This window comes from Mesorhizobium sp. LNJC405B00, assembly GCF_000502615.1.
In the GTDB taxonomy this organism is placed as follows: domain Bacteria; phylum Pseudomonadota; class Alphaproteobacteria; order Rhizobiales; family Rhizobiaceae; genus Mesorhizobium.
Window position 1 is genome coordinate 315,174 of sequence record NZ_AYWC01000009.1, and the last position, 22,579, is coordinate 337,752.

Below are 22,579 nucleotides of genomic sequence, written 5' to 3' on the forward strand. Positions count from 1 at the left end.
ACTGCGCGCCGCGTACGCCACCGCCCGGGAGCCAGGCGGCGTACGACGCGGAATGCTTCAACCGGGAGGCAACGCGCGGCAGGGCTCAAATCATCCTGGCCGTCGCCATGCAAAGCACGGTGAGTACCAGCAGCCAGGCGGCGATGCGCTCGCCGCGGGCCATTTTGCTGCGCAGCGCCGCTTCCGTTGCGGCGTCCGCGCCGGCAAGCTGCCGGCTGGTCTTGCGGACGACGACGCTGAGAACGCCGGCAGCGGCGAAGGCGGCCAGGATGCCTAGCGCCAGCACCATTTCCATCGAGCCGAAATAGGCGCCGTGGAAGAAATACCAGAGCAGGGCGCCGGTCACGAACACCATGCCGGCCGAGCCCATTTGCGGTCCGATAAAGCGCTCCGCCCTGATCTCGGGGTCGCGGGCAAGCGTGATGGTGGTGCCGGCCCAGAACACACCGGCCATGACGTGAAGGCCGATAACGACGATGTAGACATATTGCATGACCGCTTCCTCCTTGCCCGCCGCCCGTCCTCGGATCCCTGTCGAATGCAGGATGATACGAACTGGGTAGATCGACACGCATGATAGTTAGGTATCAAATGGTTCGATGTCAATGTATAATGCCGCGTTCCATCGCTCGGCGCCTTGTTCTACTGTCGGCGCATGACTCCCTTTGACCGTCCGCCAATCGGCATGAATCTCGCGCGCACCTCCAAGCTGGTGGCGCAGGCCTTTGACGCCGCTTTGGTCGAGGCCGGCGGCACGCTGCCGGTGTGGCTGACCTTGCTTTCGGTCAAGTCGAGCGAGCTTGCCAACCAACGCGAACTTGCCGGCATGATCGGCATCCAGGGCGCCACGCTCACCCACCATCTCAACGCCATGGAGGCGCAAGGCTTGCTGACGCGCCGCCGCGATCCGGACAACCGCCGGGTTCATCTGGTCGAACTGACGCAGGCGGGCGAAACGATGTTCCTGAAGCTGCGGGCGGCGGCTCTCATCTTCGACAAGCGGCTGCGCGCGGGATTGCCGGACGACAGGCTGGCGGAGTTCGCCGAGGTGCTGGCGGCATTGCGGGCGAATGTCGCGCCGGCCAAATGACCGGCACCGGTGGGCAATAGTCTAGGCTAAATTGCCCTGAAGCACCTTCAGCTTGGCTTTCTTCGGGCTGCGCGCCAGCAGCCATTCGCGCGCTTTGTCCTGCGGCATCGGGAAGGCGATGGAATAGCCCTGCACCTGATCGCAGCCGATTGCCATCAGCGAATCGAGCTCGGCTTCGGTTTCCGCGCCCTCGGCGACGATCGAAATGCCGAGACCGCGCGCCAGCTCGGTGATGGCGCGCACGATCTTGGTGTTGTCGCCATTCTCGTTGATGTTCTGGACGAAGCGGCGGTCGATCTTCAGCCGGTCGATCTCGTTGGGATTGACGTGGCTGAGCGAGGCATAGCCGGTGCCGAAATCGTCGAGCTCAAGATGGACGCCGGCAGCGCGGATGTGGCGCAGCTTCGCCGCGATGCCCGTCTTCTCGTCGTCGAGAANGCTCAAGATGGACGCCGGCAGCGCGGATGTGGCGCAGCTTCGCCGCGATGCCCGTCTTCTCGTCGTCGAGAATGACGGATTCGACGATTTCCAGCGACAGTTTCTGCGGAGCAAGGCCGGCCTTTTCCAGCGTCGCGAACAGGAAGCGGTCGAAGTCGGGTTCGCGCAGCTCGGTGCCGGACACGTTGACGGCAAGCCGGCCGAAAGCGATGCCGGCGCGATCCCATTCGGCTGCTTGCTCGATCGCCTTGGTAAAGACGATGCGGCCGATCTCGGGCATGAAGCCGCATTTTTCGGCGACCGGAATGAACTCGCCCGGCGCAATCATGCCGCGCTCGGCATGCTTCCAGCGCACCAGCGCCTCGATGCCGCTGATGGCGCCGTTGCTCAGCGACACCTGCGGCTGGAAATAGACTTGGAAGGCGTTCTCCGAAATCGCGACCTTGATGTCGTGCTCGAGCTGCTTGCGGTAGTCTAGCTCGCGCCTGAGTTCCTCGGAGAAGAACGAGAAGCTGCCGCCGCCGAGCTTTTTGGCGGAATAGAGCGCGAGGTCGGCGTGGACGAGCAGATCCTCGGCATTGTCGGCGTCGATGGGATAGACGGCAATGCCGGCGCTGGCCCCTGGAAGGATGGTCGTGCCCTGGAAGGTAATCGGCTCGTTGATCTCCTCCAGGATGCGCCGGGCCAGCATGTTGATGTCCTCGGGGCCGCCGGCGCCATTGAGGATCATCACGAATTCGTCGCCGCCAAGGCGCGCGCAGAGATCCGACGCACGGCAGGAATCGCGCATGCGCTGCGCGGTGACGACCAGCACATAGTCGCCGGCGGCGTGGCCGAGTGTGTCGTTGATCTGCTTGAACCGGTCGAGGTCGAGCTGGATGACCGCCAGCCTCTCGCGCCGGCGATGCGCGCCCTTGATCAGCGTTTCGAAGTGGTCGGTCAGGAAGGTGCGGTTGTGCAGGCCGGTCAGCCCGTCATGTACGGCGATGAAGGCCATCGAGTTGCGGGCATCGACAAGCTCGTGCGTCTTGCGCAGGATCGCCTTCGACATCGGCCGGAAGATGAAAAGCGCCACCAGGACGATGACGCCGATGGTGGCGTAGAACAAGGTGCGATGGAGATCGAGGAGCTTTTCCGACCGCTCGTCTGCGAATGCGGCGATGCGTTGGCCGAGCGCGGCATAACCCGACAGCGTCGCATTGGCGACGGAAGCATCGAGATTGACGCGCTCGCCGCCGCCCTTGTAGGCGGCATTGCCGGAGAGCTGGGATTCGAAGGACGAGATCAGCCTTTCGCCATTGGCGACCAGCCCGACCGAGAAATAGTCGAGGTGGAACGGCTTGCCGTAAAGGACGCTCTCGATCGACTTTGGATCGGACAATGCTGGCGACAGTGGGTCGGCTCCCGTCTGTTTGAGCAGCAGGTCGTAGTTCGTCTCGAACTCGGCGGTCGCCTGTTTCAGCGCGGCAACCAGGGCCGGCTGCTTGTCACGCGCGGCGGAGCCGGTTGCGCTGGTCAAAAAGACAATGCGCTGCGACAGCGCCTTCTGGGTGCTGACGATGTCGAGCAGAGTATGGTTGTGCTGTTGCGCCGCCATCATCTGCTGCAGCAGGATGAAGGAGGCCATCACCATGGCGGCGATGATCAGCAGCGCCAGCCAGTAGCCGCTCTTGATCAGCAGGATGAGTTTGCCCGAGACGGTTTGCGCCGGCTGCTGCGACATATTCTAGGTGACCCCTCGGTCGACGGATTTCTGCCACCGATTCGTGGCAAGAACACCATTGCCTTGAAAGGGTTAACAGGTTTGGAAGCCGGCGGAACTGCTGCTTCCGCAGTAAACGAAAGCTGCCGAGATGGTTATCATGTTCTTTCGCGGCATGGCCGTATTCGCGTGCCTGCTACTCTAGCATGCTGGCCATGCGATCGGATCACGCCAGGGTTGAGGCAGCCGCGCCACCGAAGCGGTCGCTTTTGCGGTGGATTTTTAGTGCGCGTAGCGCGACAGTCGCGCCAATCTCAACAGGACCTGATCATGAGCGCGGCATTCCTCTCCCATATCGACAACGAACTGCAAGGGCTGAAATCCGCCGGGCTCTACAAATCCGAGCGGGTGATCACCTCGACCCAGTCGGCTGAGATCGAAGTCGGCGGCGACAAGGTGCTGAACTTCTGCGCCAACAACTATCTCGGCCTCGCCGACAGCGCCGAGTTGCGCACCGCGGCCAAAGGCGCGCTCGACCGCTACGGTTACGGCATGGCCTCGGTGCGCTTCATCTGCGGCACGCAGGAAGAGCACAAGCAGCTTGAATCAACGATTTCATCCTTCCTCGGCCTGGACGACACCATCCTTTACGGCTCCTGCTTCGACGCCAATGGCGGCCTGTTCGAAACGCTGCTCGGCGAGGAGGATGCGATCATCTCCGATGCGCTGAACCATGCCTCGATCATCGACGGCGTGCGGCTGTCGAAGGCCAAGCGTTTCCGCTATGCCAACAACGACATGGCCGACCTCGAAGCGCGGCTGAAAGAGGCGAAAGACTGCCGCTTCCGCCTGATCGCCACCGACGGCGTGTTCTCCATGGACGGCATCATCGCCAATCTGAAAGGCGTCTGCGACCTCGCGGAAAAGTACGGCGCCATGGTGATGGTCGACGACAGCCATGCCGTCGGCTTCGTCGGCAAGAACGGCCGCGGCTCGGCCGAACATTGCGGCGTCGAGGGCAGGGTGGACATCATCACCGGCACGCTCGGCAAGGCGCTGGGCGGCGCCTCGGGCGGCTACACCTCGGGCAAAAGTCAGGTGGTCGACTGGCTGCGCCAGCGCTCGCGGCCCTATCTCTTCTCCAACACGCTGATGCCGGCGATCGCCGGCGCCTCGATCAAGGTGTTCGAGCTGATCCGAAATGGCGACGCCCTGCGCCAGCGCCTCTATGCCAATGCGGCGCGCTTCCGGTCCGAGATGGGCAAGCTCGGCTTCACGTTGGCCGGCGCCGATCACCCGATCATCCCGGTGATGCTGGGCGATGCGAGCCTGGCGCAGGAAATGGCGGCGCGTATGCTGAAGCGCGGCATCTATGTTATCGGCTTTTCCTTCCCGGTGGTGCCGAAAGGCCAGGCGCGCATCCGCACCCAGATGTCGGCGGCGCATTCCACCGCCGACATCGACCGCGCCGTGGCGGCATTCGCGGCGGTCGGCAAGGAACTGGGCGTGATTGGCTGAGAGTTTTACCCTCCTCCTTTGTGGGGAGGGTCGACTTTCGACCGCTTGCGAAGCAAGCGGGCGGGAGGCGGGGTGGGGGTCTGCAGGGTCATGACCTCCGCCAGTTTTTGACCCCCACCCGGCCCTTCGGGCCACCCTCCCCACAAGGGGGAGGGTAAGGAGTTGTAGCATGTCGAACATGATGAAGGCGCTGGTGAAGGCCAAGGCCGAGCCGGGTATCTGGATGGAAGAGATGCCGGTGCCGGAGATCGGCCCCAACGATGTGCTGATCAAGGTCAAGAAGACCGCGATCTGCGGCACTGACGTGCATATCTACAATTGGGATCAGTGGGCACAAAAGACCGTGCCGGTGCCGATGGTGACCGGCCATGAATTCGTCGGCACCGTTGCCGATTTCGGCTCGGCGGTCACCGAATACAAGGTCGGCCAGCGCGTCTCCGGCGAAGGCCACATCGTTTGCGGCCATTGCCGTAACTGCCGCGCGGGCAGGGGCCATCTCTGCCGCAACACGCTCGGCGTCGGCGTCAACCGTCCCGGCGCCTTCGGCGAGTATCTGGCGATCCCGCAGCACAATGTCGTCTCTATCCCCGACGATGTGCCCGACGAGATCGCGGCGATCTTCGATCCGCTCGGCAATGCCGTCCACACCGCCCTGTCCTTCGATCTCGTCGGCGAAGACGTGCTGGTCACCGGAGCCGGACCGATCGGCATCATGGGCGCGCTCGTTGCCCAATGCGTGGGTGCGCGAAAAGTCGTCATCACCGACATCATCCCGGTGCGGCTGGCGCTGGCCAAAAAACTCGGCGTCCAGCATGTCGTCGATGCGTCCAAGGAAAAGCTGCGCGACGTCATGCCGGCGCTCGGCATGACCGAGGGTTTTGACGTCGGCCTCGAAATGTCGGGCGCCGCGCCCGCCTTCCGCGACATGATCGACACGATGAACAATGGCGGCAAGATCGCCATTCTCGGCATCGCGCCGACCGGCTTCGAAATCGATTGGAACAAGGTCATCTTCAAGATGCTTCATCTCAAGGGCATCTACGGCCGCGAGATGTTCGAGACCTGGTACAAGATGATTGCGCTGGTGCAGGGGCCGCTGGATGTATCGGGTCTGATCACGCACCGCATCGGGATTGATGATTTTCAGGTGGGGTTTGATGCGATGAGGAGCGGCAGTTCGGGTAAGGTGGTGATGGATTGGTGAGGCACGTGTGGGTGCAAGATGGCGGAAAATGAGCACGGTCGTATCATTGCCTCGCAGGCAAAGATCGTACTGAAGCCCGCTGGATTTCGACGCAAGGGCCAATCCCGAATCTGGATCGCCGATCGCGGCTTCTGGCTAAGTGTAGTCGAGTTCCAGCCCAGCTCATGGTCCAAAGGCACTTACCTTAATGTAGCAGTCCACTGGCTCTGGGGTTCGCTTCCGGAAACGATTACCTTCGATCGCTTAGAGCGCATTGGACAGTTCGTTCCGTTCGAGAGCCCGCCACAGTTTCTTCTCGCGGTTGATCAAATGGCCAAGAAGGTCGTCGAAATCGATCAGGTTCACCGATCGATGTTCCCTTCCGTCCAAACGACAGCGAAAATCCTCGTGAGTGAATTGCAGCCGGGCGCCTACGGGGAGTGGGCGGCCTTCCACGCCGGGGTGGCGGCTGGTTTGGCCGGTGATTTTGAAACGGCAAGGCGACTGTTTGAAAGCGCTCAAAGACACGCGGCTTCGCAAGCGCAGGCGCTTCTAGCCTACATTGATGATCCGGCGGCATTTCGAAGCCGTGTCAGAGGCTTCATTGAAGCCGAACGCGCCTATTACGGTCTAGGGGCGTTGCCTGCCGCATTCGCGATCTGATTTCAGCGACGGTCGAACTTATGGGAAGATCTCAACCCAAGGTGAGTTTTGCCTCCAGCGCCGCCACCCCATTCACAATCGCCGCCCGCTCTTCCGTACCAAGCCTCGCCAGCAACTGCCGTTCAAAGGCTTTCGCCAGCGGCACCATCTCGCGATAGGCGGCCAGTCCCGCCTTGGTCAGCGCCAAATGCTCCACACGCCGATCATTCTCGTCCGGCGTGCGCGTCAGCCAGCGCCGCCGCTCAAGCTCCGCCACCGCCCGCGAAACCTTGGTCTTGTGCATGGCCGACTGCTCGCCGAGCGCCGTCGCGGTCATCGTGCCGCGCTGTCCGAGCCCAGAGAGTGTGCGCCATTCCGGCCGCGTCAGACCGTGACGGTCGCGGTAGATTTTTGAAAATTCTCGGCTGACAGCGTCGGCCAGCCGGTAAAGCCGGTAGGGCAGGAAATTTTCGAGTTCGAGGGTTTCCATATGCGCACCGTGGATGCGGCATCAGCCGTTGATAGTTACATTTTCGATGGTTACAAATGAAACCAGTTTGGTCAACATCGCCGGCAGGCCGCGCTTCGCGGCGGTCGGGATCAGGGAGGATCGGATGGAATTTTCCTACATGCCGGGCTTCGGCAATGATTTTGAGACCGAAACGCTGCCCGGCTCGCTGCCGCAAGGGCGCAATTCCCCGCAGCGGCCGGCTTACGGACTTTATGCCGAGCAGCTCTCGGGCTCGCCCTTCACCGCCCCGCGCGGCACCAATGAGCGCTCCTGGCTCTACCGCATCCGGCCGAGCGTCAAACACACCGGCCGCTTCAAGGCGGCGAGCTATCCCCTGTGGAAGACCGCTCCCAATGTCGGCGACCACGAGCTGGCGCTCGGCCAGTACCGCTGGAACCCGGTGCCGATGCCGAAGGAGCCGACCGATTTCATTCAAGGGATGCGCACCATCACCACCGCCGGCGACGTGCTGGGCCAAAGCGGCATGGCGGCGCATGTCTATGTCGCCAACCGCTCGATGGTCGACGACCATTTCTTCAACGCCGACGGCGAGTTACTGATTGTCCCCCAGGTCGGTGCCTTGCGCTTTGTCACCGAGATGGGCGTCATCGAGCTTCGGCCCGGCGAGATCGCCGTGCTGCCGCGCGGTCTGGTGTTCAAGGTCGAGCTCGCCGACAAGGAAGTGCGCGGCTATGTCTGCGAGAATTACGGCGCCAAGCTGACGCTGCCCGACCGCGGCCCGATTGGCGCCAACTGCCTGGCCAACCCACGCGACTTCAAGACGCCCAGCGCCTGGTTCGAGGAGAAGGAGACGCCGTGCCGGCTGACGGTGAAATGGTGCGGCAATTTCAACGTCACCGAGATCGGCCATTCGCCGCTCGACGTCGTCGCCTGGCACGGCAACTATGCGCCCTACAAATATGATCTGGCGACGTTTTCGCCGGTCGGCGCCATCCTGTTCGACCATCCCGATCCGTCGATCTTCACCGTGCTGACGGCGCCGAGCGGCGAGGAAGGCACCGCCAACATCGACTTCGTCATCTTCCCGCCGCGCTGGCTGGTGGCGGAAGATACGTTCCGGCCGCCCTGGTACCACCGCAACATCATGAGCGAGTTCATGGGCCTGATCCAAGGCCAGTACGACGCCAAGGAGGAAGGTTTTGTCCCGGGCGGCATCAGCCTGCACAATCTGATGCTGGCCCACGGCCCCGACGCGCCTGGCTTCGAAAAGGCCTCGCGCTCCGAGCTGAAACCGGTCAAGCTCGACAATACGATGGCGTTCATGTTCGAGACCCGATTCCCGCAAATGCTGACCCGCTACGGCGCCGAGCTTGAAACAAGGCAGGACAATTACATCGACTGCTGGTCCGATCTGAAGAAGCGCTTCAACGGCACTGTGGAGGGCGACTGGTCTTGAGATCAGCCCGATGAGCGACCGGCTGCTGCTTCTCGGCTCGAAAGGCGGCCCGGCATTGCGGCCGGGCGGGCCGTGGCCGAGTTCGTCGCTGCTGGAACTGGGCGGGCGAACCATTGTCGTCGATTGCGGGCTCGGCGTCACGCGCGGTCTGGTCGATTCCGCCGTCAGCCTGAAGGCGCTCGACCTGGTCTTCATCACCCATCTGCATTCCGACCATGTGCTGGAACTGGGCCCGTTGCTCCACACCGCCTGGACCGCCGGGCTCGCCAGCCCGGTGACGCTGTTCGGACCGCCCGGCACCGACCAATACTGGCGCCGTTTCTGCCAGGCGATGGAGTTCGACATCGAAATTCGCATCGTCGATGAGGGCAGGCCGGACATTCGCGATCTGGTTTCGATCGTCGAATTCGGCGAGGGCGAGATTCTCTCGAAGGGCGGCCTGAAGGTCTCGGCACTGCGCGTCGACCATCCGCCGGTGACCGACTGTTTCGCGCTGCGCTTCGAGCATGGTGCGAATAGCGTCGTGTTCTCGGCCGACACAGCCTTCTTTCCGCCGCTCGCAGGCTTTGCCCGAAATGCCGACATTCTCGTCCATGAGGCCATGCTACAAGAAGGCATCGAGGGGCTGGTCGCCAGGACCGGCAATGGCGCGCGGCTGAAAGAGCATCTGCTTGCCAGCCACTCATTTGCCGAGCAGGCAGGTCGCATCGCCAGCGATGCCGGGGTGAAGAGGCTGGTGCTCAACCACCTCATTCCGGCCGACGATGCCGAGATCGGCGAGGCCGACTGGGAGGCCGCCGTCAGGAAATCGTGGGCGGGTGACTTGACGATTGCCCGCGACGGCCTTGTTGTGAACTTAGACGGCGCCAAAGCCGCATCAGGAGAGGAAACCGTATGAAGCTTGCCACATTGAGGGACGGGACGCGCGACGGAAAGCTTGTCGTCGTCTCGCGCGACCTGACGCGCTTCACCGACGCCTCGTTCCTGGCGCGCACGCTGCAGGCCGCACTCGACGACTGGCAGCGGATTTCGCCGCACCTGGCGACGATCGCCGAATCGCTGGAGAACAATGCGGTGCCGTCGGCACGCTTCCATGAGCATGACGCCCATTCGCCGCTGCCGCGCGCCTATCAATGGGCCGATGGTTCTGCCTATGTGAACCATGTCGAGCTGGTGCGCAAAGCCCGCGGCGCCGAGATGCCGGCAAGCTTCTGGACCGATCCGCTGATCTACCAGGGTGGCTCGGATTCCTTCATCGCGCCGCGCGAGCCGATCCGCACGGCGGACGAAGCCTTCGGCATCGACATGGAGGCGGAGGTCGCCGTCGTCGTCGACGATGTGCCGATGGGCGCCAGCCTCGACCAGGCGCGCGCTGCGATCCGGCTGATCATGCTGGTCAATGATGTGACGCTGCGCGCGCTCACCGGACCCGAACTCGCCAAGGGGTTTGGCTTCTTCCAGTCGAAGCCGTCCTCGGCTTTTTCGCCGGTGGCGGTGACGCCGGACGAACTCGGCGACGCCTGGGATGGCGGCAAGGTCAACCTGCCTCTGCTCGCCGACGTCAACGGCAAGCCGTTCGGCCGTGCCAATGCCGGCGTCGACATGACCTTCGACTTCCCGGCGCTGATTGCCCATGCCGCAAAGACACGGCCGCTGGTTGCCGGCACCATCATCGGCTCCGGCACCGTCTCCAACAAGCTGGATGGCGGGCCGGGCAAACCGGTGGCGGCCGGCGGCGCCGGCTATTCCTGCATCGCTGAACTGCGCATGATCGAGACCATTGAGTCTGGCGAGCCCAAGACGCCGTTCCTGCGCTTTGGCGATACGGTGCGTATCGAGATGAAGAATAAAAGCGGAAACTCGATCTTCGGCGCCATCGAGCAGAAGGTCGAGAAGTCCCAGGCATAAGAGGGGGCAATGCAATGACGGGCGAGGCGTTCTACCTGCTGGCCGGCGTCTGGGCGTTGGCCATTCTGATGGTCTTCATCCAGGCGATCCGGCTGAGCTACCGCATCGAGGCGCGCTCGCCCGATCTGACCAACCGCAGCGGCTACCCGCGCAAGGCGATGATGTTCCACACCATCACCAACACCAATGTGGCGCGGGACGAGGAGACGCAGGCGACGCGGCGGCGCATGAACCGGCTTTTGCTGATTGTTGTCGCCGGCTTCGCGGTGATGGCGGCTGGCATTGGCCTGATCAGACGAATGAACGCGTGACCCTGCTCGAGCATTTCAGCCGCATGGCCCGCAACAATCTCTGGTCGAACGACCGGCTCTATCGCGCCGTGCTGCAGCTAAAGCCCGGCGAATTCGAAGCCGAACGCACAAGCTTCTTCCCGTCGATCAAGGCGACGCTCAACCACATCCTTGCAGTCGATCATCTCTATCTCGATTTTCTGGAGGAGGGCGGCGTCGGCGCGGCCGCCCATGACGACTACGTGCCGTTCGTTGAGCCGCAGGCGCTGTTTGCCGCTCAGGTCGCGGCCGACCGGCGCCTGATCGCCTTTTGCGAGAAGCTGTCGGAGGCGGATCTCGACCGTCAGGTCATCACCGACCGGCGCGAGGATGGCATGATCCCCGAAAAAATCGGCGACATTCTCGCCCATGTCTTCCTGCACGACATCCACCATCGCGGCCAGGTGCACGCGATGCTCTCCGGCACGTCAGTCGCGCCGCCGCAACTGGACGAGTTCTTGCTCGATTATGATTTGAAGGTGAGGAGGGAAGAGGTCGTGCGGCTGGGCCTCTGACCTTTATCTGGTGTACTCGTTCCATTCAGGGCCGAGTTTGTCGAAATCGTCAGAAATCCAAATCTTGCCCTTCAGGGCACCTATGCGCGACAACAAGTCTTCTCGAACTGGTGGCACGAGCCGCGCCGCGATCTTGCCGTGATGAGTGATGACTATCTCCTCGCCGGCCTCCGCGCGGCCGACGAGTTCCGATAGTTGGCCTTTGCTTCGGTTATGGAGACGTTCACGGCTTGACCCTTTTGATCGAAACTTAGATCAAGGCCGATCGAGCCGCAAACGGGGGTTCACGCCGCCTTGCCATCGACCTTGATTACGCCGCGCTTGATCTGGTCCTGCTCGATCGACTCGAACAGCGCGCGGAAATTGCCTTCGCCAAAACCTTCGTCGCCCTTCCTCTGGATGAATTCGAAGAAGATCGGGCCGATCACGGTTTTGGAGAATATCTGCAGCAGGATCTTGGTCATGCCGCCGTCGACCACGCCTTCGCCGTCGATCAGGATGCCGTGCTTCTTCATCCGCTCGATCGGCTCGTCATGCCCGTTCACCCTGTTGTACGACATGTCGTAGTAGGTCTCCGGCGGACCGGGCATGAACTTCAGCCCGTTGTCGGCAAGCTTGTCGGTGGCGGCGTAGATGTCGTCGGTGCCGACGGCGATATGCTGGATGCCTTCGCCATTGTACTTCTTCAGGTATTCGGCGATCTGGCTGGTGTCGTCCTTGGATTCATTTAGCGGAATGCGGATCTTGCCGCAGGGCGAGGTGATGGCGCGGCTGACCAGGCCGGTGATCTTGCCGTCGATGTCGAAGAAATGGATCTGCTTGAAGCCGAACAGCTCGCGATAAAAGTCCCACCATTTGTCCATCTGGCCGCGATAGACATTGTGGGTGAGGTGGTCGAGGAAATAGAAGCCGACGCCTTGCGGCCGCGGGTCGCGTTCGCCCAGCCACTCGAACTCGGCATCATAGGCCGAGCCCTTCTTGCCATAGGCTTCGATGAAATAGAGCAGCGAGCCGCCAATGCCGACAATGGCCGGCACGTCGAGCGCCTTGTCGTTGCCGTCGTAGGGCGTGGCGCCTTTCGATACCGCATGCTCGAATGCGTGCTTGGCATCGACAACACGCCAGGCCATCGAGGCGGCGCAAGGGCCGTGTTTGTCGACGAACTTCATCGCATGCGAGCCCGGTTCGGCATTGACGACATAGTTGATATCGCCCTGGCGCCAGACGGTGATGTCCTTCGTGCGGTGCTTGGCCATCGCGACATAGCCCATGCGGGTGAACAGTTCTGCTAGCTTCTGCGGCTCCGCATGCGCGAACTCGACGAACTCGAAACCGTCGGTGCCGGCGGGGTTTTCCTTGCTGATCTTTGCGGGCGGGGCGTCGTGCGGGAAGGGACCCATGGCATTCCTCCAAACGGATGGTGGCCGCATCGGACCACGAGATGACGCATGATAGTGCGAAGTGACCGCACAGTGCTTGCATTCAAACGCTTGAAATGATCATCTCGTGCGTAATTAATGCATGATTGGAGATGAATCGATGAATGAAGCGCGCATCGATCAATTTGACCGCAAGATAATGGCTCTCTTGCAGGGCGACGCGCGGCTCACCAACAACGATCTCTCGGAGCGCGTGAACCTGTCGGCATCGCAATGCTCACGCCGCCGCCAGCGGCTGGAGGAAGACGGCTACATCAAGGGCTATCGCGCCGTGCTCGACCGCGACAAGCTCGGCTTCTCGCTGGTCAACGTCATCTCGGTGACGCTCGCCACCCATAACCGCGACAATGCCAGGCGCTTCGGCGAGCTGCTGGCGCGGCTGCCGGAGGTGCAGGAGGCGCACGCGCTGACCGGCGAGATGGATTATATCTTGAAGGTGGTGACGCCCGATCTGAAATCATTGTCGGAATTCGTCAACGGTGTGCTCCTGCCGCACGACTCCGTGCAGCATGTGAAGACGGCGATCGTGTTGGAGACGCTGAAGGAGACCGGCGCGCTGCCGATCTAGTTTGAGAGAGTTTCAGTTGATACGTCGGCGGGACAGCACCCCTCTCTGGCCTGCCGGCCATCTCCCCCGCAAGGAGGAGATCAGCAGCTTTGTCCAGCGCTCATCCTGCAACGTCGGCGCTTGGCGAAGAGCGAAGGCGACATCCGATCTCCCCCCTTGCGGGGGAGATGTCCGGCAGGACAGAGGGGGTGTGAGGGATCGCCAGCGCCTCAGGATGATCACCCCTTGGACTGCTGAATCAGCCCGTAGAGATTGGTGCAGCGCGCTCCAGACCGGCAATAAGCAAACACCGGTCCCTCAAGCGCGTCGAGCGCTTCGGCCTGGTCCTCGACATTCTCGGCCGTGATCTGGCCGCTGATCACCGGGATGTAGCGGAAGGCCAGCCCCGCGGCTTCGACCGCCGCCTTGACGCTGTCGGCCGAAGGCTGGTCGGGCTGCTCGTCATCCGGCCGGTTGCAGATCACGCTCTTGAAACCGGCTTCCTTGATGGCGGCGGCATCTTCGGGCTGGATCTGGCCCGAGACCGAATAGTCCTCGCTGATTTCGCGATATTCCATGGCTCTCATCCTCGCAATCTGGTTTGGCGCGAAGTCTTGCCACTCTCACACGACGTCGGCAATCCGCGCCGGAAAGAAATCCCTCGGCGCAGATAGACATTTGCGGCCCCAGATCCAACCCAGGCTCAAGAGGTTTCGCGCTGTTGGCCTTGCCCGGAGGCGGCAGCGACTCTAAACAGGCGCACCGACCAACGAAGGAACCATCCCATGAGCATTCGTCGCATCGATGTTGGCCCGCGCATGAGCCAGATCGTCATCCACGGCAACACCGTCTATCTCGCCGGCCAGGTCGGAACGCCCGGCGCCAGCGTTGGCGAACAGACCAGGTCGATCCTCGCATCTATCGACGAACTGCTGGCCAAGGCCGGCACCGACAAGACCAAGATCCTGCAGGCGATCATCTGGCTGGCCGATATGGGCACCTTCGCCGAGATGAACAAGGAATGGGACAAGTGGGTCCCGCAAGGCAACACGCCCGCCCGCGCCACGGGTGAGGCCAAGCTTGCAGGGCCGGAATACACTGTCGAGATTATCGTTACGGCGGCGATTTAAAGTGCAGCCTTCTACCTCCCCCTTGTGGGGAGGTCGGACCGAAGGTCCGGGCGGGGGGCTGGCGCCGACCCCCACCCCGCTGCTTCGCAGCGACCCTCCCCACAAGGGGGAGGGTAAAGGAGCTACCCCTGCGAAGGCCTGAACCGCGCCACCAGCGTGTGGCTCTCCGCGGCATAAGTGAACCTCACCTGCGTCACCGGGTGCTCGGCGCTCCAGGTTCGGCGCTCGACCACCAGGCAGGGCGCGCCGGTTGCGATGTCGAGCGCTTCGGCAATATGTCTGTCGGCCGCGACCGCGCGGATACGGTGCTCTGCCTCGCTCCATGGCACGCGGCCGATCAGCCAAGGGCCGGGGGCGATGTCGAGAAACTCCTCCTCGGCGGCTTCCGCGACGGCGGCGAGATTGATCAGCCGCTGTTCGTGCGCGAATGGCCGCTTGCCGGCGAAATGCCGGCATTCAAGCGCCAGCACCTGTCCGGCTGCGTCCAGTTCCAGCAAGGCGCGATCCTCGGCGCTGCTGCGCCTTTTCTGCCGCGCCAAGCGCTCGTAACGATAAGCCAGGCCAAGCGACTCAACCTCGATCCTGATGTCGTGGATTTCCAGCACCGCGGCCTGCGACTGCGGCTGGCGGACAAAGCTGCCCGAACGGCGGCGGCGCTCTATCAGCCCGGCCTTGGCCAGTTGCGACAGCGCCTTGTTCACTGTCATGCGCGAGCAATTGTATTCGGCCGTCAACTCGTGCTCGAACGGGATGCGGTGACCCGGCGCCCAGGCGCCGGACATTATTTTCTCGCTGATGTCGGACAGGATGCGCTGGTGCAGCGAACCGCCGCCTTCCACCGCCGCTGTCTCTGATATGCTCATGCCGAAAGCGCCGTCATCACATGGCGAAAGCGCTCGGCGATCGTCTCACGCGCTGCATGCCGGCCGCCGCTGACTTGTTTTTTTCCGTGCACCCAGACGCAATCGACCTTGCCGCCATTGGCAAAGATCCAGGCGTCGAGGATCGCATCGCCACTTTTTCCGGCCAGCGAAGGATGGTTTTCGTCGAGTGAGACGAAATCGGCTGCGGCACCGGCGGCGATCCGCGACGGGCCGGCGCCGAGTGCAGTGCTGCCGCCATCGCGGGCCGCGTCGAACAGAGCCCGCCCGGTCGAGCCGCCGGCCACCGCCAGCACATTGCGGGCGCGGTGTGCGAGGCGCTGCGAATATTCGAGCTGGCGCAATTCATCCGGCAGGCCGATCAGCACGTTGGAATCCGAGCCGACGCCGAAGCGGCCGCCATGTTCGATGAACAGAGGTGCTGAAAAGGTGCCGTCGCCGAGATTGGCCTCGGTGATCGGGCAAAGCCCGGCAATGGCGCCGCTTCTGGCCATGCCGGTTGTCTCATCCTCGGTCATGTGGGTGGCGTGGATCAGGCACCAACGCTTGTCGATCCCGGCATTGGCGAGCAGCCATTCGACCGGTCGCGCACCCGACCACGCCAGGCAATCCTCGACCTCCTTCACCTGCTCGGCGACGTGGATGTGGATCGGTCCGTCCGGCGCAATGGCGGCAACAGCGCTGAGTTCCTCCGGCGTCGCGGCGCGCAGGCTGTGCGGGGCGACGCCAACGACAGCCTGATTCAACGCACGAACCGATTCGCGGCTTTTCTCAAGCAAGCGTTCGAACCGATTCACATTGTTGATGAATCGCCGCTGGCCTTCGTTGGGCGCAGCGCCGCTGAAGGACGAATGGGCATAAAACACCGGCAGCAGCGTCAGGCCGATTCCGGTTTCGCCGGCGGCCGCGGCAATACGTTCGGCCATCTCGGCAAGGTTGGCATATGGTTTTCCGTCGCGATCGTGGTGGAGATAATGAAATTCGCCGACGCGCGAGAATCCGGCCTCCAGCATTTCGACATAAAGCTGGGCGGCGACCGCCTCGACCTGGTCCGGCGTCATCGACAGCGCGAAGCGGTACATCACCTTGCGCCAGCTCCAGAAGCTGTCGGCGGAGGGACCGCGCAGTTCGGCAAGCCCGGCCATGCCGCGCTGGAAGGCGTGGCTGTGCAGGTTCGGCATGCCGGGCACCAGAATGGCGTGGCGTTCGTCACCGCTCCGCGGTGAAGAACCTGGCTCCACCTTCGCGATCTGACCGCCGCTCAGCGAGATCCGCACCTTGTCATGCCAGCCATCGGCCAGCAGCACCTGTTCCGCAAAGATCGCCGTCACGTTTTTCTCCGCATTCCATCAACAATGCACTTGCAGCGCGTTTCAATATGTATATACATAATCGCCATCCAAGCAACGGAAAAAGATGATGGCGGCACAAGACAAAAGCCGGGCAGGGGGCCTTCAGCTTTGGCGTAATGCGCGCCTGGCGACCATGGCCGAAGGCGTTGCCGGACTGGGCATTGTCGACAAGGGCGCGATCATCGCCCGTGACGGCGTCATCGTCTATGCCGGTCCGGAAGCCGAGATGCCGTCAGCGTTGGCTCAGGGCGGCGAGACTACCGATTGCGAAGGCCGCTGGATTACGCCCGGCCTGATCGACTGCCACACCCATCTCATCCATGCCGGCAACCGTGCCAACGAGTTCGAGATGCGGCTGGCCGGCGCCAGCTATGAGGAAGTCGCCCGTGCCGGCGGCGGCATCGTCTCCTCGGTCAAATCCCTGCGTGCCGCGAGCGAAGACGAACTGGTTGCGCAGACGCTGCCACGCCTCGATGCGCTGATGGCCGAGGGCGTCACCACGGTAGAGGTAAAGTCGGGTTACGGGCTCGATCTCGAAAATGAACAGAAGTCGCTTCGCGCCGCGCGGCAGCTGGACAAGCAACGCCCGGTCACGGTCCGCACCACCTTCCTCGGCGCGCATGCGCTGCCGCCGGAAGCAAAAGGCGACAAGGACGCTTTTGTCGATCTCGTCGCCAACACGATCCTGCCCGCAATCGCCGCCGGGGGCCTGGCTGACGCCGTAGACGGCTTTTGCGAAGGCATTGCCTTCTCGCCGGAGCAAATCGCCCGCGTGTTCGACAAGGCCAAGGCGCTTGGCCTGCCGGTAAAGCTCCATGCCGACCAGCTGTCGAACCTGCATGGCGCCGAACTCGCCGCCCGCTATGGCGCGCTGTCGGCCGACCATCTCGAATACACCGACGAGGCCGGCGCCGCAGCGATGGCCAAGGCCGGCACCGTGGCGACCATCCTGCCCGGCGCCTACTATTTCATCCGCGAAACCAGGAAGCCGCCGGTCGGCCTGTTCCGCCGGCACGGCGTCAAGATGGCGGTCGCCACCGACAACAATCCCGGGACGTCGCCGCTGACCTCGCTGCTTCTGACCATGAACATGGCCGCGACGCTTTTCGGCCTGACCGTCGAGGAATGCCTGGCCGGCACCACTCGCGAGGCTGCCCGCGCGCTGGGATTGCTCGGCCAGACCGGCACGCTGGAGGCAGGAAAATCCGCCGACCTGGCGATCTGGGACATCGAGCGTCCGGCCGAACTCGTCTACCGCATGGGCTTCAACCCGCTCCATGCCCGCATCTGGAGAGGACAATGACCGAACTTAACCTGAAGCCCGGCAATGCGACGCTGGCCGACTGGCGCGCTATCTATCGCGGCGCCGTGCCGAAGCTCGACGCCTCCTGCCGGCCAAAAATCAAGGCCAGCGGCGAGGCAGTCGCCCGCATCGTCGCCAAGGGCGAGCCGGTCTATGGTATCAATACCGGCTTCGGCAAACTGGCCAGCGTCCGCATTCCGGCCGAGGATCTAGAGGCCTTGCAGCGCAACATCGTTTTGTCGCATGCCGCCGGCGTCGGCGAGCCGATGCCGGTCGCTGTGGTTCGGTTGATGATGGCGCTGAAGCTCGCCAGCCTGGCGCAGGGCGCGTCGGGCGTGCGGCCGCAAACGATCGAGTTGCTGGAAGCGATGCTGGCCAACGACGTCATCCCCGTCGTGCCGGCGCAAGGCTCGGTTGGCGCCTCCGGCGATCTCGCGCCGCTGTCGCACATGACGGCAGTGATGATCGGCGTTGGCGAATGCTTTACCCCGCATGGCCGCTTCCCGGCCAAGGTCGCTTTCGTCTCGCACGGCCTGGAGCCGGTGACGCTTGGCGCCAAGGAAGGCCTGGCGCTGCTCAACGGCACGCAGTTCTCCACCGCCTATGCGTTGGCCGCTCTCTTCGAGGCCGAAGTGCTTTACCAGTCGGCGCTGGTCGCCGGCGCGCTGTCGACCGACGCCGCCAAGGGTTCGGACGCGCCCTTCGATCCGCGCATCCATCTCCTCAGAAAACATCCCGGCCAGATCGAGACGGCGGAAGCGCTGCGCAACCTGATGGCCGGCAGCGCCATTCGTGAATCTCACCGCGTCGGCGACGAGCGCGTGCAGGATCCGTACTGCCTGCGCTGCCAGCCGCAGGTGATGGGTGCGGCGCTCAGCGTGCTGCGCCAGGCTGCCGATACGCTCGGCACCGAGGCCAATGGCGTCACCGACAATCCGCTGATTTTCGCCGAGGACGACACAGCGCTGTCCGGCGGCAATTTCCACGCCGAGCCGGTGGCTTTCGCTGCCGACATGATCGCGCTTGCCGTCTGCGAGATCGGCTCGCTGTCGGAGCGCCGCATCGCCATGCTGGTGGACCCGGCGCTGTCCGGCATGCCGGCCTTCCTGACGCCGAAGCCCGGCCTGAACTCCGGCTTCATGATCCCGCAGGTGACGGCGGCGGCGCTCGTCTCTGAGAACAAGCAGAAGGCCTATCCGGCAAGTGTCGATTCCATCCCGACCTCGGCCAACCAGGAAGACCATGTCTCGATGGCCGCACATGGCGCGCGCCGGCTGATCGGCATGATCGAAAACGCCACGGCCGTCATCGGCATCGAACTCCTGGCCGCCGCGCAAGGCTGCGATTTCCATGCGCCGCTGGCGTCGAGTGCAGCTCTGGAAGCGGTTCGCAAGCTGGTCCGCGCCGAGGTGCCGCATCTCGACAATGACCGGCATTTCCACCCTGACATGGAAAAAGCCATCGCCATGGTCCGCAGCGGCGCTGCCATCAAGGCTGCGAGCGCGGTGACATTGCCTTCGATCTCGGGAGTCTGACATGACCGACTGGCTGACAGTGACGGAAGGCACGGCACCCCTGTTGGTGTCCATCCCGCACACGGGTATCGATCTCGCCGGCATCGACAATCGGCTGGTCTCGCCCTGGCTCGGCCGCCGCGATTGCGACTGGTGGATCGACAATCTCTACGATTTTGCCGCCGGCCTTGGCGCGACTGTCGTGCACACGTCGATCTCGCGCACCGTCATCGACGTCAACCGCGATCCTTCCGGCGCCTCGCTCTATCCCGGGCAGACGACAACGACGCTATGCCCGACCGAGACCTTCGACGGCGATCCGCTGTATCTGCCCGGCGCGGAACCGACGCCGTCGGAGATAGACCAGCGCCGCATAGCGTATTTCGTGCCTTACCATGAAATGCTGGCGGCCCAGGCCGTCAGGCTGCGCGGCCTGCATGAGAAGGTCGTCATTTACGATTGCCACTCGATCCGGTCGGTGCTGCCGCGCCTGTTCTACGGCACGCTGCCGGTATTCAATCTCGGCACCAATGACGGCCAGACCGCGGATCCTACGCTGCAGGCGCTGGTTGGTCAGATCATGGCCGAGAGCGGTGAAAGCAATGTCATCAACGGTCGTTTCAAGGGCGGCTGGATCACCCGCTATTTCGGCAATCCGCAAGGCGGCTACCATGCGCTGCAGATGGAACTTGCCGATCGCGGCTATTTGCGCGAGCCCGAGGGCAAGGGCGAACCGGACAATTGGCCGGTGCCTTATGATGCCGAGTTCGCCGCGCCGATGCGCGCCACACTGACGAAAATCCTCCAATCCGCCATTGACTGGGCCGGGCGCTGAGACGCCGCCTTACTCCAAAGGGACAATGATGAACAATCCTCGCCACAACATCCGCGAAGTGCGCGCGCCCCGCGGCGACAAGCTCAACGCCAAATACTGGACGACCGAAGCGCCGCTGCGCATGCTGATGAACAACCTCGATCCCGATGTCGCCGAAAACCCCAATGAGCTCGTCGTCTATGGCGGCATCGGCCGGGCCGCGCGCACCTGGAACGATTTCGACAGCATCGTCGCCTCGTTGAAGACCCTCAATGAAGACGAGACGCTGCTGGTCCAGTCCGGCAAGCCGGTCGGCGTCTTCCGGACGCACACCGATGCGCCGCGCGTGCTGATCGCCAACTCCAACATCGTGCCGCATTGGGCGACCTGGGATAAATTCAACGAGCTCGATAAAAAAGGCCTGATGATGTACGGCCAGATGACGGCCGGCTCCTGGATCTATATCGGCACGCAAGGCATCGTGCAGGGCACCTACGAGACCTTCGTCGAGGCCGGCCGCCAGCACTACAATGGCAACCTTACGGGCAAATGGATCCTGACCGGCGGCCTCGGCGGCATGGGCGGCGCCCAGCCGCTTGCCGCCGTCATGGCCGGCGCCTGCTGCCTCGCCATCGAATGCAATCCGGACTCGATCGATTTCCGGCTGCGCACCCGCTATGTCGACGAGAAGGCCGAGACGCTCGACGAAGCGATGGAAATGATCGAGCGCTGGACCAAGGCCGGCGAGGCGAAGTCGGTCGGCCTGCTCGGCAATGCGGCCGACATCGTGCCGGAAATGTTCAAGCGGGGCATCCGCCCCGACATGGTCACCGACCAGACCTCGGCGCATGACCCGATCAACGGCTATCTGCCCAAGGGCTGGACGATGGCTGAGTGGCGCGAGAAGCGCGTCTCCGATCCCAAGGCTGTCGAGAAGGCCGCCCGCGCCTCAATGCGCGAGCATGTCGAGGCGATGGTCGCGTTCTGGAATGCCGGCGTGCCGACGCTCGACTATGGCAACAACATCCGCCAGGTCGCCAAGGACGAAGGCTTCGAGAACGCCTTTGCTTTCCCGGGTTTCGTGCCGGCCTATATAAGGCCGCTGTTCTGCCGCGGCATCGGCCCGTTCCGCTGGGCTGCTCTTTCGGGCGATCCCGAGGATATCTACAAGACGGACGCCAAGGTGCGCGAACTCACCCCCGGCAACACCCATCTGCACAACTGGCTGGACATGGCACGTGAGCGCATCGCCTTTCAGGGCCTGCCGGCGCGCATCTGCTGGGTCGGCCTCGGCGACCGCCACAGGCTGGGGCTCGCCTTCAACGAGATGGTGGCCAGGGGCGAACTCAAGGCGCCCGTCGTCATCGGCCGCGACCACCTCGATTCCGGCTCGGTGGCTTCGCCCAACCGCGAGACGGAAGCGATGAAGGACGGGTCCGACGCCGTCTCCGACTGGCCGCTGCTCAATGCGTTGCTCAACACCGCGTCGGGCGCAACCTGGGTGTCGCTGCATCATGGCGGTGGCGTCGGCATGGGCTTCTCGCAGCATGCCGGCATGGTCATCGTCGCCGACGGCACGCCGGACGCCGCAAGGCGCCTGCAGCGCGTGTTGTGGAACGATCCGGCGACAGGCGTCATGCGCCACGCCGATGCCGGCTACGACATCGCCATCGAGTGCGCGAAGGAGCACCAGCTCAATCTGCCCGGTATTTTAGGCTGATTGGCTTAAATGATGCGCATCCTACGGGCCGCCGACTACCGGGTCATGCCGTGGAAGAATGGCGGCGGCACGACCACCGAGATCGCCGTCTCGCCGGACGGCGCCGGCCTGGACGATTTCGACTGGCGCGTTTCGATGGCGCGAGTCGAGGATAGCGGGCCGTTCTCGGGCTTTGCCGGCGTCGACCGCACGCTGGCCGTGCTGGAAGGCGAGGGCATCGTCCTCGACATTGCTGGCCGGCGGCCGGCCGAAGTGACGGCGGCTTCCGCCCCGCTGTCCTTCCCGGCCGATGTGCCGACCTCGGCGGCGCTGATCTCCGGTCCGATCACCGACCTCAACGTCATGACCCGCCGCGGGCGGGCCATGCACACGGTCGAGCGCCTGGTGATCTCGGTTCCGACCGATATCCGGCCGACCAGCGCTATGACCCTGATCCTGCCGTTCGACGGTGAGGTCGGCGTGACCGGCGCGACATCGTCGCGCCTCGGACCTCGCGACACGCTGTTGCTCGGACCGCAGGCCGCGAAACTGCGGCTTGAACCGGTGCGGCCGACGATCGTGTTCGTCGTCCGGATAGCCAGCCTGGGCTAGCCGCACCGCCAGCACAACGATTAACGCCTGTTGCC

At 63.4% G+C, this 22,579-nt stretch carries 24 protein-coding genes and 1 pseudogene; 16 read left to right on the forward strand and 9 right to left on the reverse strand.

The annotated features are described in order from the left end of the window. Positions 1–85: 85 nt before the first annotated feature. Positions 86–493, reverse strand: coding sequence for a hypothetical protein (locus X756_RS147255; protein WP_023713072.1), 408 nt, complete (start codon positions 491–493; stop codon positions 86–88). A 162-nt stretch (positions 494–655) separates the two neighbouring features. Here X756_RS147255 and X756_RS147250 point away from each other — a divergent pair, with 162 nt between their 5' ends. Beyond that, entirely contained in the window at positions 656–1,090 is a 435-nt protein-coding gene (locus X756_RS147250) for a MarR family winged helix-turn-helix transcriptional regulator (protein ID WP_023682928.1), read from the forward strand. A 21-nt stretch (positions 1,091–1,111) separates the two neighbouring features. Here the strand turns inward: X756_RS147250 and X756_RS1000000169965 are convergent, their stop codons facing one another. Continuing rightward, positions 1,112–1,534: an EAL domain-containing protein gene (locus tag X756_RS1000000169965; RefSeq protein WP_245264535.1), complete on the reverse strand. Its 423-nt coding sequence runs from the start codon at positions 1,532–1,534 to the stop codon at positions 1,112–1,114. Continuing rightward, positions 1,458–3,251, reverse strand: coding sequence for a diguanylate cyclase (locus X756_RS01000000165735; RefSeq protein ID WP_245264536.1), 1,794 nt, complete (start codon positions 3,249–3,251; stop codon positions 1,458–1,460). The genes X756_RS1000000169965 and X756_RS01000000165735 overlap by 77 nt, the downstream gene beginning before the upstream one ends. Before the next feature lie 309 nt (positions 3,252–3,560). Between X756_RS01000000165735 and X756_RS147245 the strand changes: the two genes are divergently transcribed. The 3 genes from X756_RS147245 (at position 3,561) to X756_RS147235 (ending at position 6,594) form a co-directional block, all read left to right on the forward strand. Beyond that, entirely contained in the window at positions 3,561–4,748 is a 1,188-nt protein-coding gene (locus X756_RS147245; RefSeq protein WP_023730499.1) for a glycine C-acetyltransferase, read from the forward strand. A 169-nt stretch (positions 4,749–4,917) separates the two neighbouring features. Then, the gene (gene tdh / locus X756_RS147240; RefSeq protein WP_023730500.1) at positions 4,918–5,952 is read left to right on the forward strand and encodes an L-threonine 3-dehydrogenase; all 1,035 of its coding nucleotides are present in this window, start codon (positions 4,918–4,920) and stop codon (positions 5,950–5,952) included. Positions 5,953–5,970: 18 nt separating this feature from the next. After that, a complete protein-coding gene (locus X756_RS147235; RefSeq protein ID WP_023730501.1) occupies positions 5,971–6,594 on the forward strand; it encodes a DUF4304 domain-containing protein in 624 nt (207 codons plus the stop codon). 31 nt (positions 6,595–6,625) lie between these two features. On the opposite strand, the gene X756_RS147230 is transcribed toward X756_RS147235, so the two are convergent. Next, entirely contained in the window at positions 6,626–7,063 is a 438-nt protein-coding gene (locus tag X756_RS147230) for a MarR family transcriptional regulator (RefSeq protein WP_023724852.1), read from the reverse strand. Between the two features lie 124 nt (positions 7,064–7,187). Here X756_RS147230 and hmgA point away from each other — a divergent pair, with 124 nt between their 5' ends. The 5 genes from hmgA to X756_RS147205 are packed head-to-tail and all read left to right on the forward strand — an operon-like array spanning position 7,188 to position 11,253. Next, positions 7,188–8,501, forward strand: a complete 1,314-nt coding sequence (hmgA, locus tag X756_RS147225; protein ID WP_023730502.1) for a homogentisate 1,2-dioxygenase — start codon at positions 7,188–7,190, stop codon at positions 8,499–8,501. Positions 8,502–8,511: 10 nt separating this feature from the next. Beyond that, a complete protein-coding gene (locus X756_RS147220) occupies positions 8,512–9,399 on the forward strand; it encodes an MBL fold metallo-hydrolase (protein ID WP_023730503.1) in 888 nt (295 codons plus the stop codon). Beyond that, positions 9,396–10,409 (forward strand): fumarylacetoacetate hydrolase family protein, encoded by a 1,014-nt coding sequence (locus tag X756_RS147215; RefSeq protein WP_023730504.1) that lies wholly within the window; start codon positions 9,396–9,398, stop codon positions 10,407–10,409. Before X756_RS147220 ends, X756_RS147215 begins: the two co-directional genes overlap by 4 nt. 14 nt (positions 10,410–10,423) lie before the next feature. Next, on the forward strand, positions 10,424–10,720 hold the full coding sequence (locus tag X756_RS147210) for a hypothetical protein (protein WP_023689625.1): 297 nt from the start codon (positions 10,424–10,426) through the stop codon (positions 10,718–10,720). Continuing rightward, entirely contained in the window at positions 10,717–11,253 is a 537-nt protein-coding gene (locus X756_RS147205) for a DinB family protein (protein WP_023730505.1), read from the forward strand. Before X756_RS147210 ends, X756_RS147205 begins: the two co-directional genes overlap by 4 nt. Positions 11,254–11,256: 3 nt before the next feature. On the opposite strand, the pseudogene X756_RS1000000167760 reads toward X756_RS147205, so the two are convergent. Then, positions 11,257–11,413: pseudogene (locus X756_RS1000000167760) on the reverse strand (type II toxin-antitoxin system prevent-host-death family antitoxin); the annotation flags it as partial. Between the two features lie 124 nt (positions 11,414–11,537). Further along, positions 11,538–12,653, reverse strand: coding sequence for a 4-hydroxyphenylpyruvate dioxygenase (gene hppD, locus X756_RS147200; RefSeq protein ID WP_023711616.1), 1,116 nt, complete (start codon positions 12,651–12,653; stop codon positions 11,538–11,540). 139 nt (positions 12,654–12,792) lie between these two features. Between hppD and X756_RS147195 the strand changes: the two genes are divergently transcribed. Then, on the forward strand, positions 12,793–13,260 hold the full coding sequence (locus tag X756_RS147195) for an Lrp/AsnC family transcriptional regulator (protein ID WP_023698021.1): 468 nt from the start codon (positions 12,793–12,795) through the stop codon (positions 13,258–13,260). A gap of 218 nt (positions 13,261–13,478) precedes the next feature. Here the strand turns inward: X756_RS147195 and X756_RS147190 are convergent, their stop codons facing one another. Further along, positions 13,479–13,817 (reverse strand): TIGR01244 family sulfur transferase, encoded by a 339-nt coding sequence (locus tag X756_RS147190; protein WP_023672907.1) that lies wholly within the window; start codon positions 13,815–13,817, stop codon positions 13,479–13,481. A 207-nt stretch (positions 13,818–14,024) separates the two neighbouring features. On the opposite strand from X756_RS147190, the gene X756_RS147185 reads away from it, so the two are divergent. Further along, positions 14,025–14,369, forward strand: a complete 345-nt coding sequence (locus X756_RS147185) for a RidA family protein (RefSeq protein WP_023672906.1) — start codon at positions 14,025–14,027, stop codon at positions 14,367–14,369. Positions 14,370–14,491: 122 nt separating this feature from the next. On the opposite strand, the gene hutC is transcribed toward X756_RS147185, so the two are convergent. Together hutC and X756_RS147175 are read right to left on the reverse strand one after the other, a co-directional pair. Then, complete coding sequence (gene hutC / locus X756_RS147180; RefSeq protein WP_023724862.1) at positions 14,492–15,232, reverse strand: histidine utilization repressor; 741 nt, start codon at positions 15,230–15,232, stop codon at positions 14,492–14,494. Further along, complete coding sequence (locus X756_RS147175; protein ID WP_023730506.1) at positions 15,229–16,581, reverse strand: formimidoylglutamate deiminase; 1,353 nt, start codon at positions 16,579–16,581, stop codon at positions 15,229–15,231. The genes hutC and X756_RS147175 overlap by 4 nt, the downstream gene beginning before the upstream one ends. Positions 16,582–16,669: 88 nt before the next feature. Here X756_RS147175 and hutI point away from each other — a divergent pair, with 88 nt between their 5' ends. Genes hutI through X756_RS147150 form a run of 5 tightly spaced genes read left to right on the forward strand, consistent with a single transcriptional unit; the run spans position 16,670 to position 22,544 of the window. Next, positions 16,670–17,905 (forward strand): imidazolonepropionase, encoded by a 1,236-nt coding sequence (hutI, locus tag X756_RS147170; RefSeq protein WP_023730507.1) that lies wholly within the window; start codon positions 16,670–16,672, stop codon positions 17,903–17,905. Next, positions 17,902–19,440 carry a histidine ammonia-lyase gene (hutH, locus tag X756_RS147165; RefSeq protein ID WP_023730508.1) on the forward strand — a complete coding sequence of 513 codons (1,539 nt, stop codon included), beginning with the start codon at positions 17,902–17,904 and terminating at the stop codon, positions 19,438–19,440. The genes hutI and hutH overlap by 4 nt, the downstream gene beginning before the upstream one ends. 1 nt (position 19,441) lies before the next feature. Beyond that, the gene (gene hutG / locus X756_RS147160) at positions 19,442–20,254 is read left to right on the forward strand and encodes an N-formylglutamate deformylase (RefSeq protein ID WP_023682914.1); all 813 of its coding nucleotides are present in this window, start codon (positions 19,442–19,444) and stop codon (positions 20,252–20,254) included. Positions 20,255–20,279: 25 nt separating this feature from the next. After that, a complete protein-coding gene (gene hutU / locus X756_RS147155) occupies positions 20,280–21,953 on the forward strand; it encodes a urocanate hydratase (RefSeq protein WP_023672900.1) in 1,674 nt (557 codons plus the stop codon). A gap of 12 nt (positions 21,954–21,965) precedes the next feature. Then, the gene (locus X756_RS147150) at positions 21,966–22,544 is read left to right on the forward strand and encodes a HutD family protein (protein WP_023711610.1); all 579 of its coding nucleotides are present in this window, start codon (positions 21,966–21,968) and stop codon (positions 22,542–22,544) included. The last annotated feature ends 35 nt before the right edge of the window (positions 22,545–22,579 follow it).

What these genes read in the sequence shown, in the direction of transcription:
- X756_RS147255 (WP_023713072.1), bottom strand. Translation starts at nt 493, where the DNA reads ATGCAATATGTCTACATCGTCGTTATCGGCCTTCACGTCATGGCCGGT.
- X756_RS147250 (WP_023682928.1), top strand. Translation starts at nt 656, where the DNA reads ATGACTCCCTTTGACCGTCCGCCAATCGGCATGAATCTCGCGCGCACC.
- X756_RS147245 (WP_023730499.1), top strand. Translation starts at nt 3,561, where the DNA reads ATGAGCGCGGCATTCCTCTCCCATATCGACAACGAACTGCAAGGGCTG.
- tdh (WP_023730500.1), top strand. Translation starts at nt 4,918, where the DNA reads ATGTCGAACATGATGAAGGCGCTGGTGAAGGCCAAGGCCGAGCCGGGT.
- X756_RS147235 (WP_023730501.1), top strand. Translation starts at nt 5,971, where the DNA reads ATGGCGGAAAATGAGCACGGTCGTATCATTGCCTCGCAGGCAAAGATC.
- X756_RS147230 (WP_023724852.1), bottom strand. Translation starts at nt 7,063, where the DNA reads ATGGAAACCCTCGAACTCGAAAATTTCCTGCCCTACCGGCTTTACCGG.
- hmgA (WP_023730502.1), top strand. Translation starts at nt 7,188, where the DNA reads ATGGAATTTTCCTACATGCCGGGCTTCGGCAATGATTTTGAGACCGAA.
- X756_RS147220 (WP_023730503.1), top strand. Translation starts at nt 8,512, where the DNA reads ATGAGCGACCGGCTGCTGCTTCTCGGCTCGAAAGGCGGCCCGGCATTG.
- X756_RS147215 (WP_023730504.1), top strand. Translation starts at nt 9,396, where the DNA reads ATGAAGCTTGCCACATTGAGGGACGGGACGCGCGACGGAAAGCTTGTC.
- X756_RS147210 (WP_023689625.1), top strand. Translation starts at nt 10,424, where the DNA reads ATGACGGGCGAGGCGTTCTACCTGCTGGCCGGCGTCTGGGCGTTGGCC.
- hppD (WP_023711616.1), bottom strand. Translation starts at nt 12,653, where the DNA reads ATGGGTCCCTTCCCGCACGACGCCCCGCCCGCAAAGATCAGCAAGGAA.
- X756_RS147195 (WP_023698021.1), top strand. Translation starts at nt 12,793, where the DNA reads ATGAATGAAGCGCGCATCGATCAATTTGACCGCAAGATAATGGCTCTC.
- X756_RS147190 (WP_023672907.1), bottom strand. Translation starts at nt 13,817, where the DNA reads ATGGAATATCGCGAAATCAGCGAGGACTATTCGGTCTCGGGCCAGATC.
- X756_RS147185 (WP_023672906.1), top strand. Translation starts at nt 14,025, where the DNA reads ATGAGCATTCGTCGCATCGATGTTGGCCCGCGCATGAGCCAGATCGTC.
- hutC (WP_023724862.1), bottom strand. Translation starts at nt 15,232, where the DNA reads ATGAGCATATCAGAGACAGCGGCGGTGGAAGGCGGCGGTTCGCTGCAC.
- hutI (WP_023730507.1), top strand. Translation starts at nt 16,670, where the DNA reads ATGGCGGCACAAGACAAAAGCCGGGCAGGGGGCCTTCAGCTTTGGCGT.
- hutH (WP_023730508.1), top strand. Translation starts at nt 17,902, where the DNA reads ATGACCGAACTTAACCTGAAGCCCGGCAATGCGACGCTGGCCGACTGG.
- hutG (WP_023682914.1), top strand. Translation starts at nt 19,442, where the DNA reads ATGACCGACTGGCTGACAGTGACGGAAGGCACGGCACCCCTGTTGGTG.
- hutU (WP_023672900.1), top strand. Translation starts at nt 20,280, where the DNA reads ATGATGAACAATCCTCGCCACAACATCCGCGAAGTGCGCGCGCCCCGC.
- X756_RS147150 (WP_023711610.1), top strand. Translation starts at nt 21,966, where the DNA reads ATGCGCATCCTACGGGCCGCCGACTACCGGGTCATGCCGTGGAAGAAT.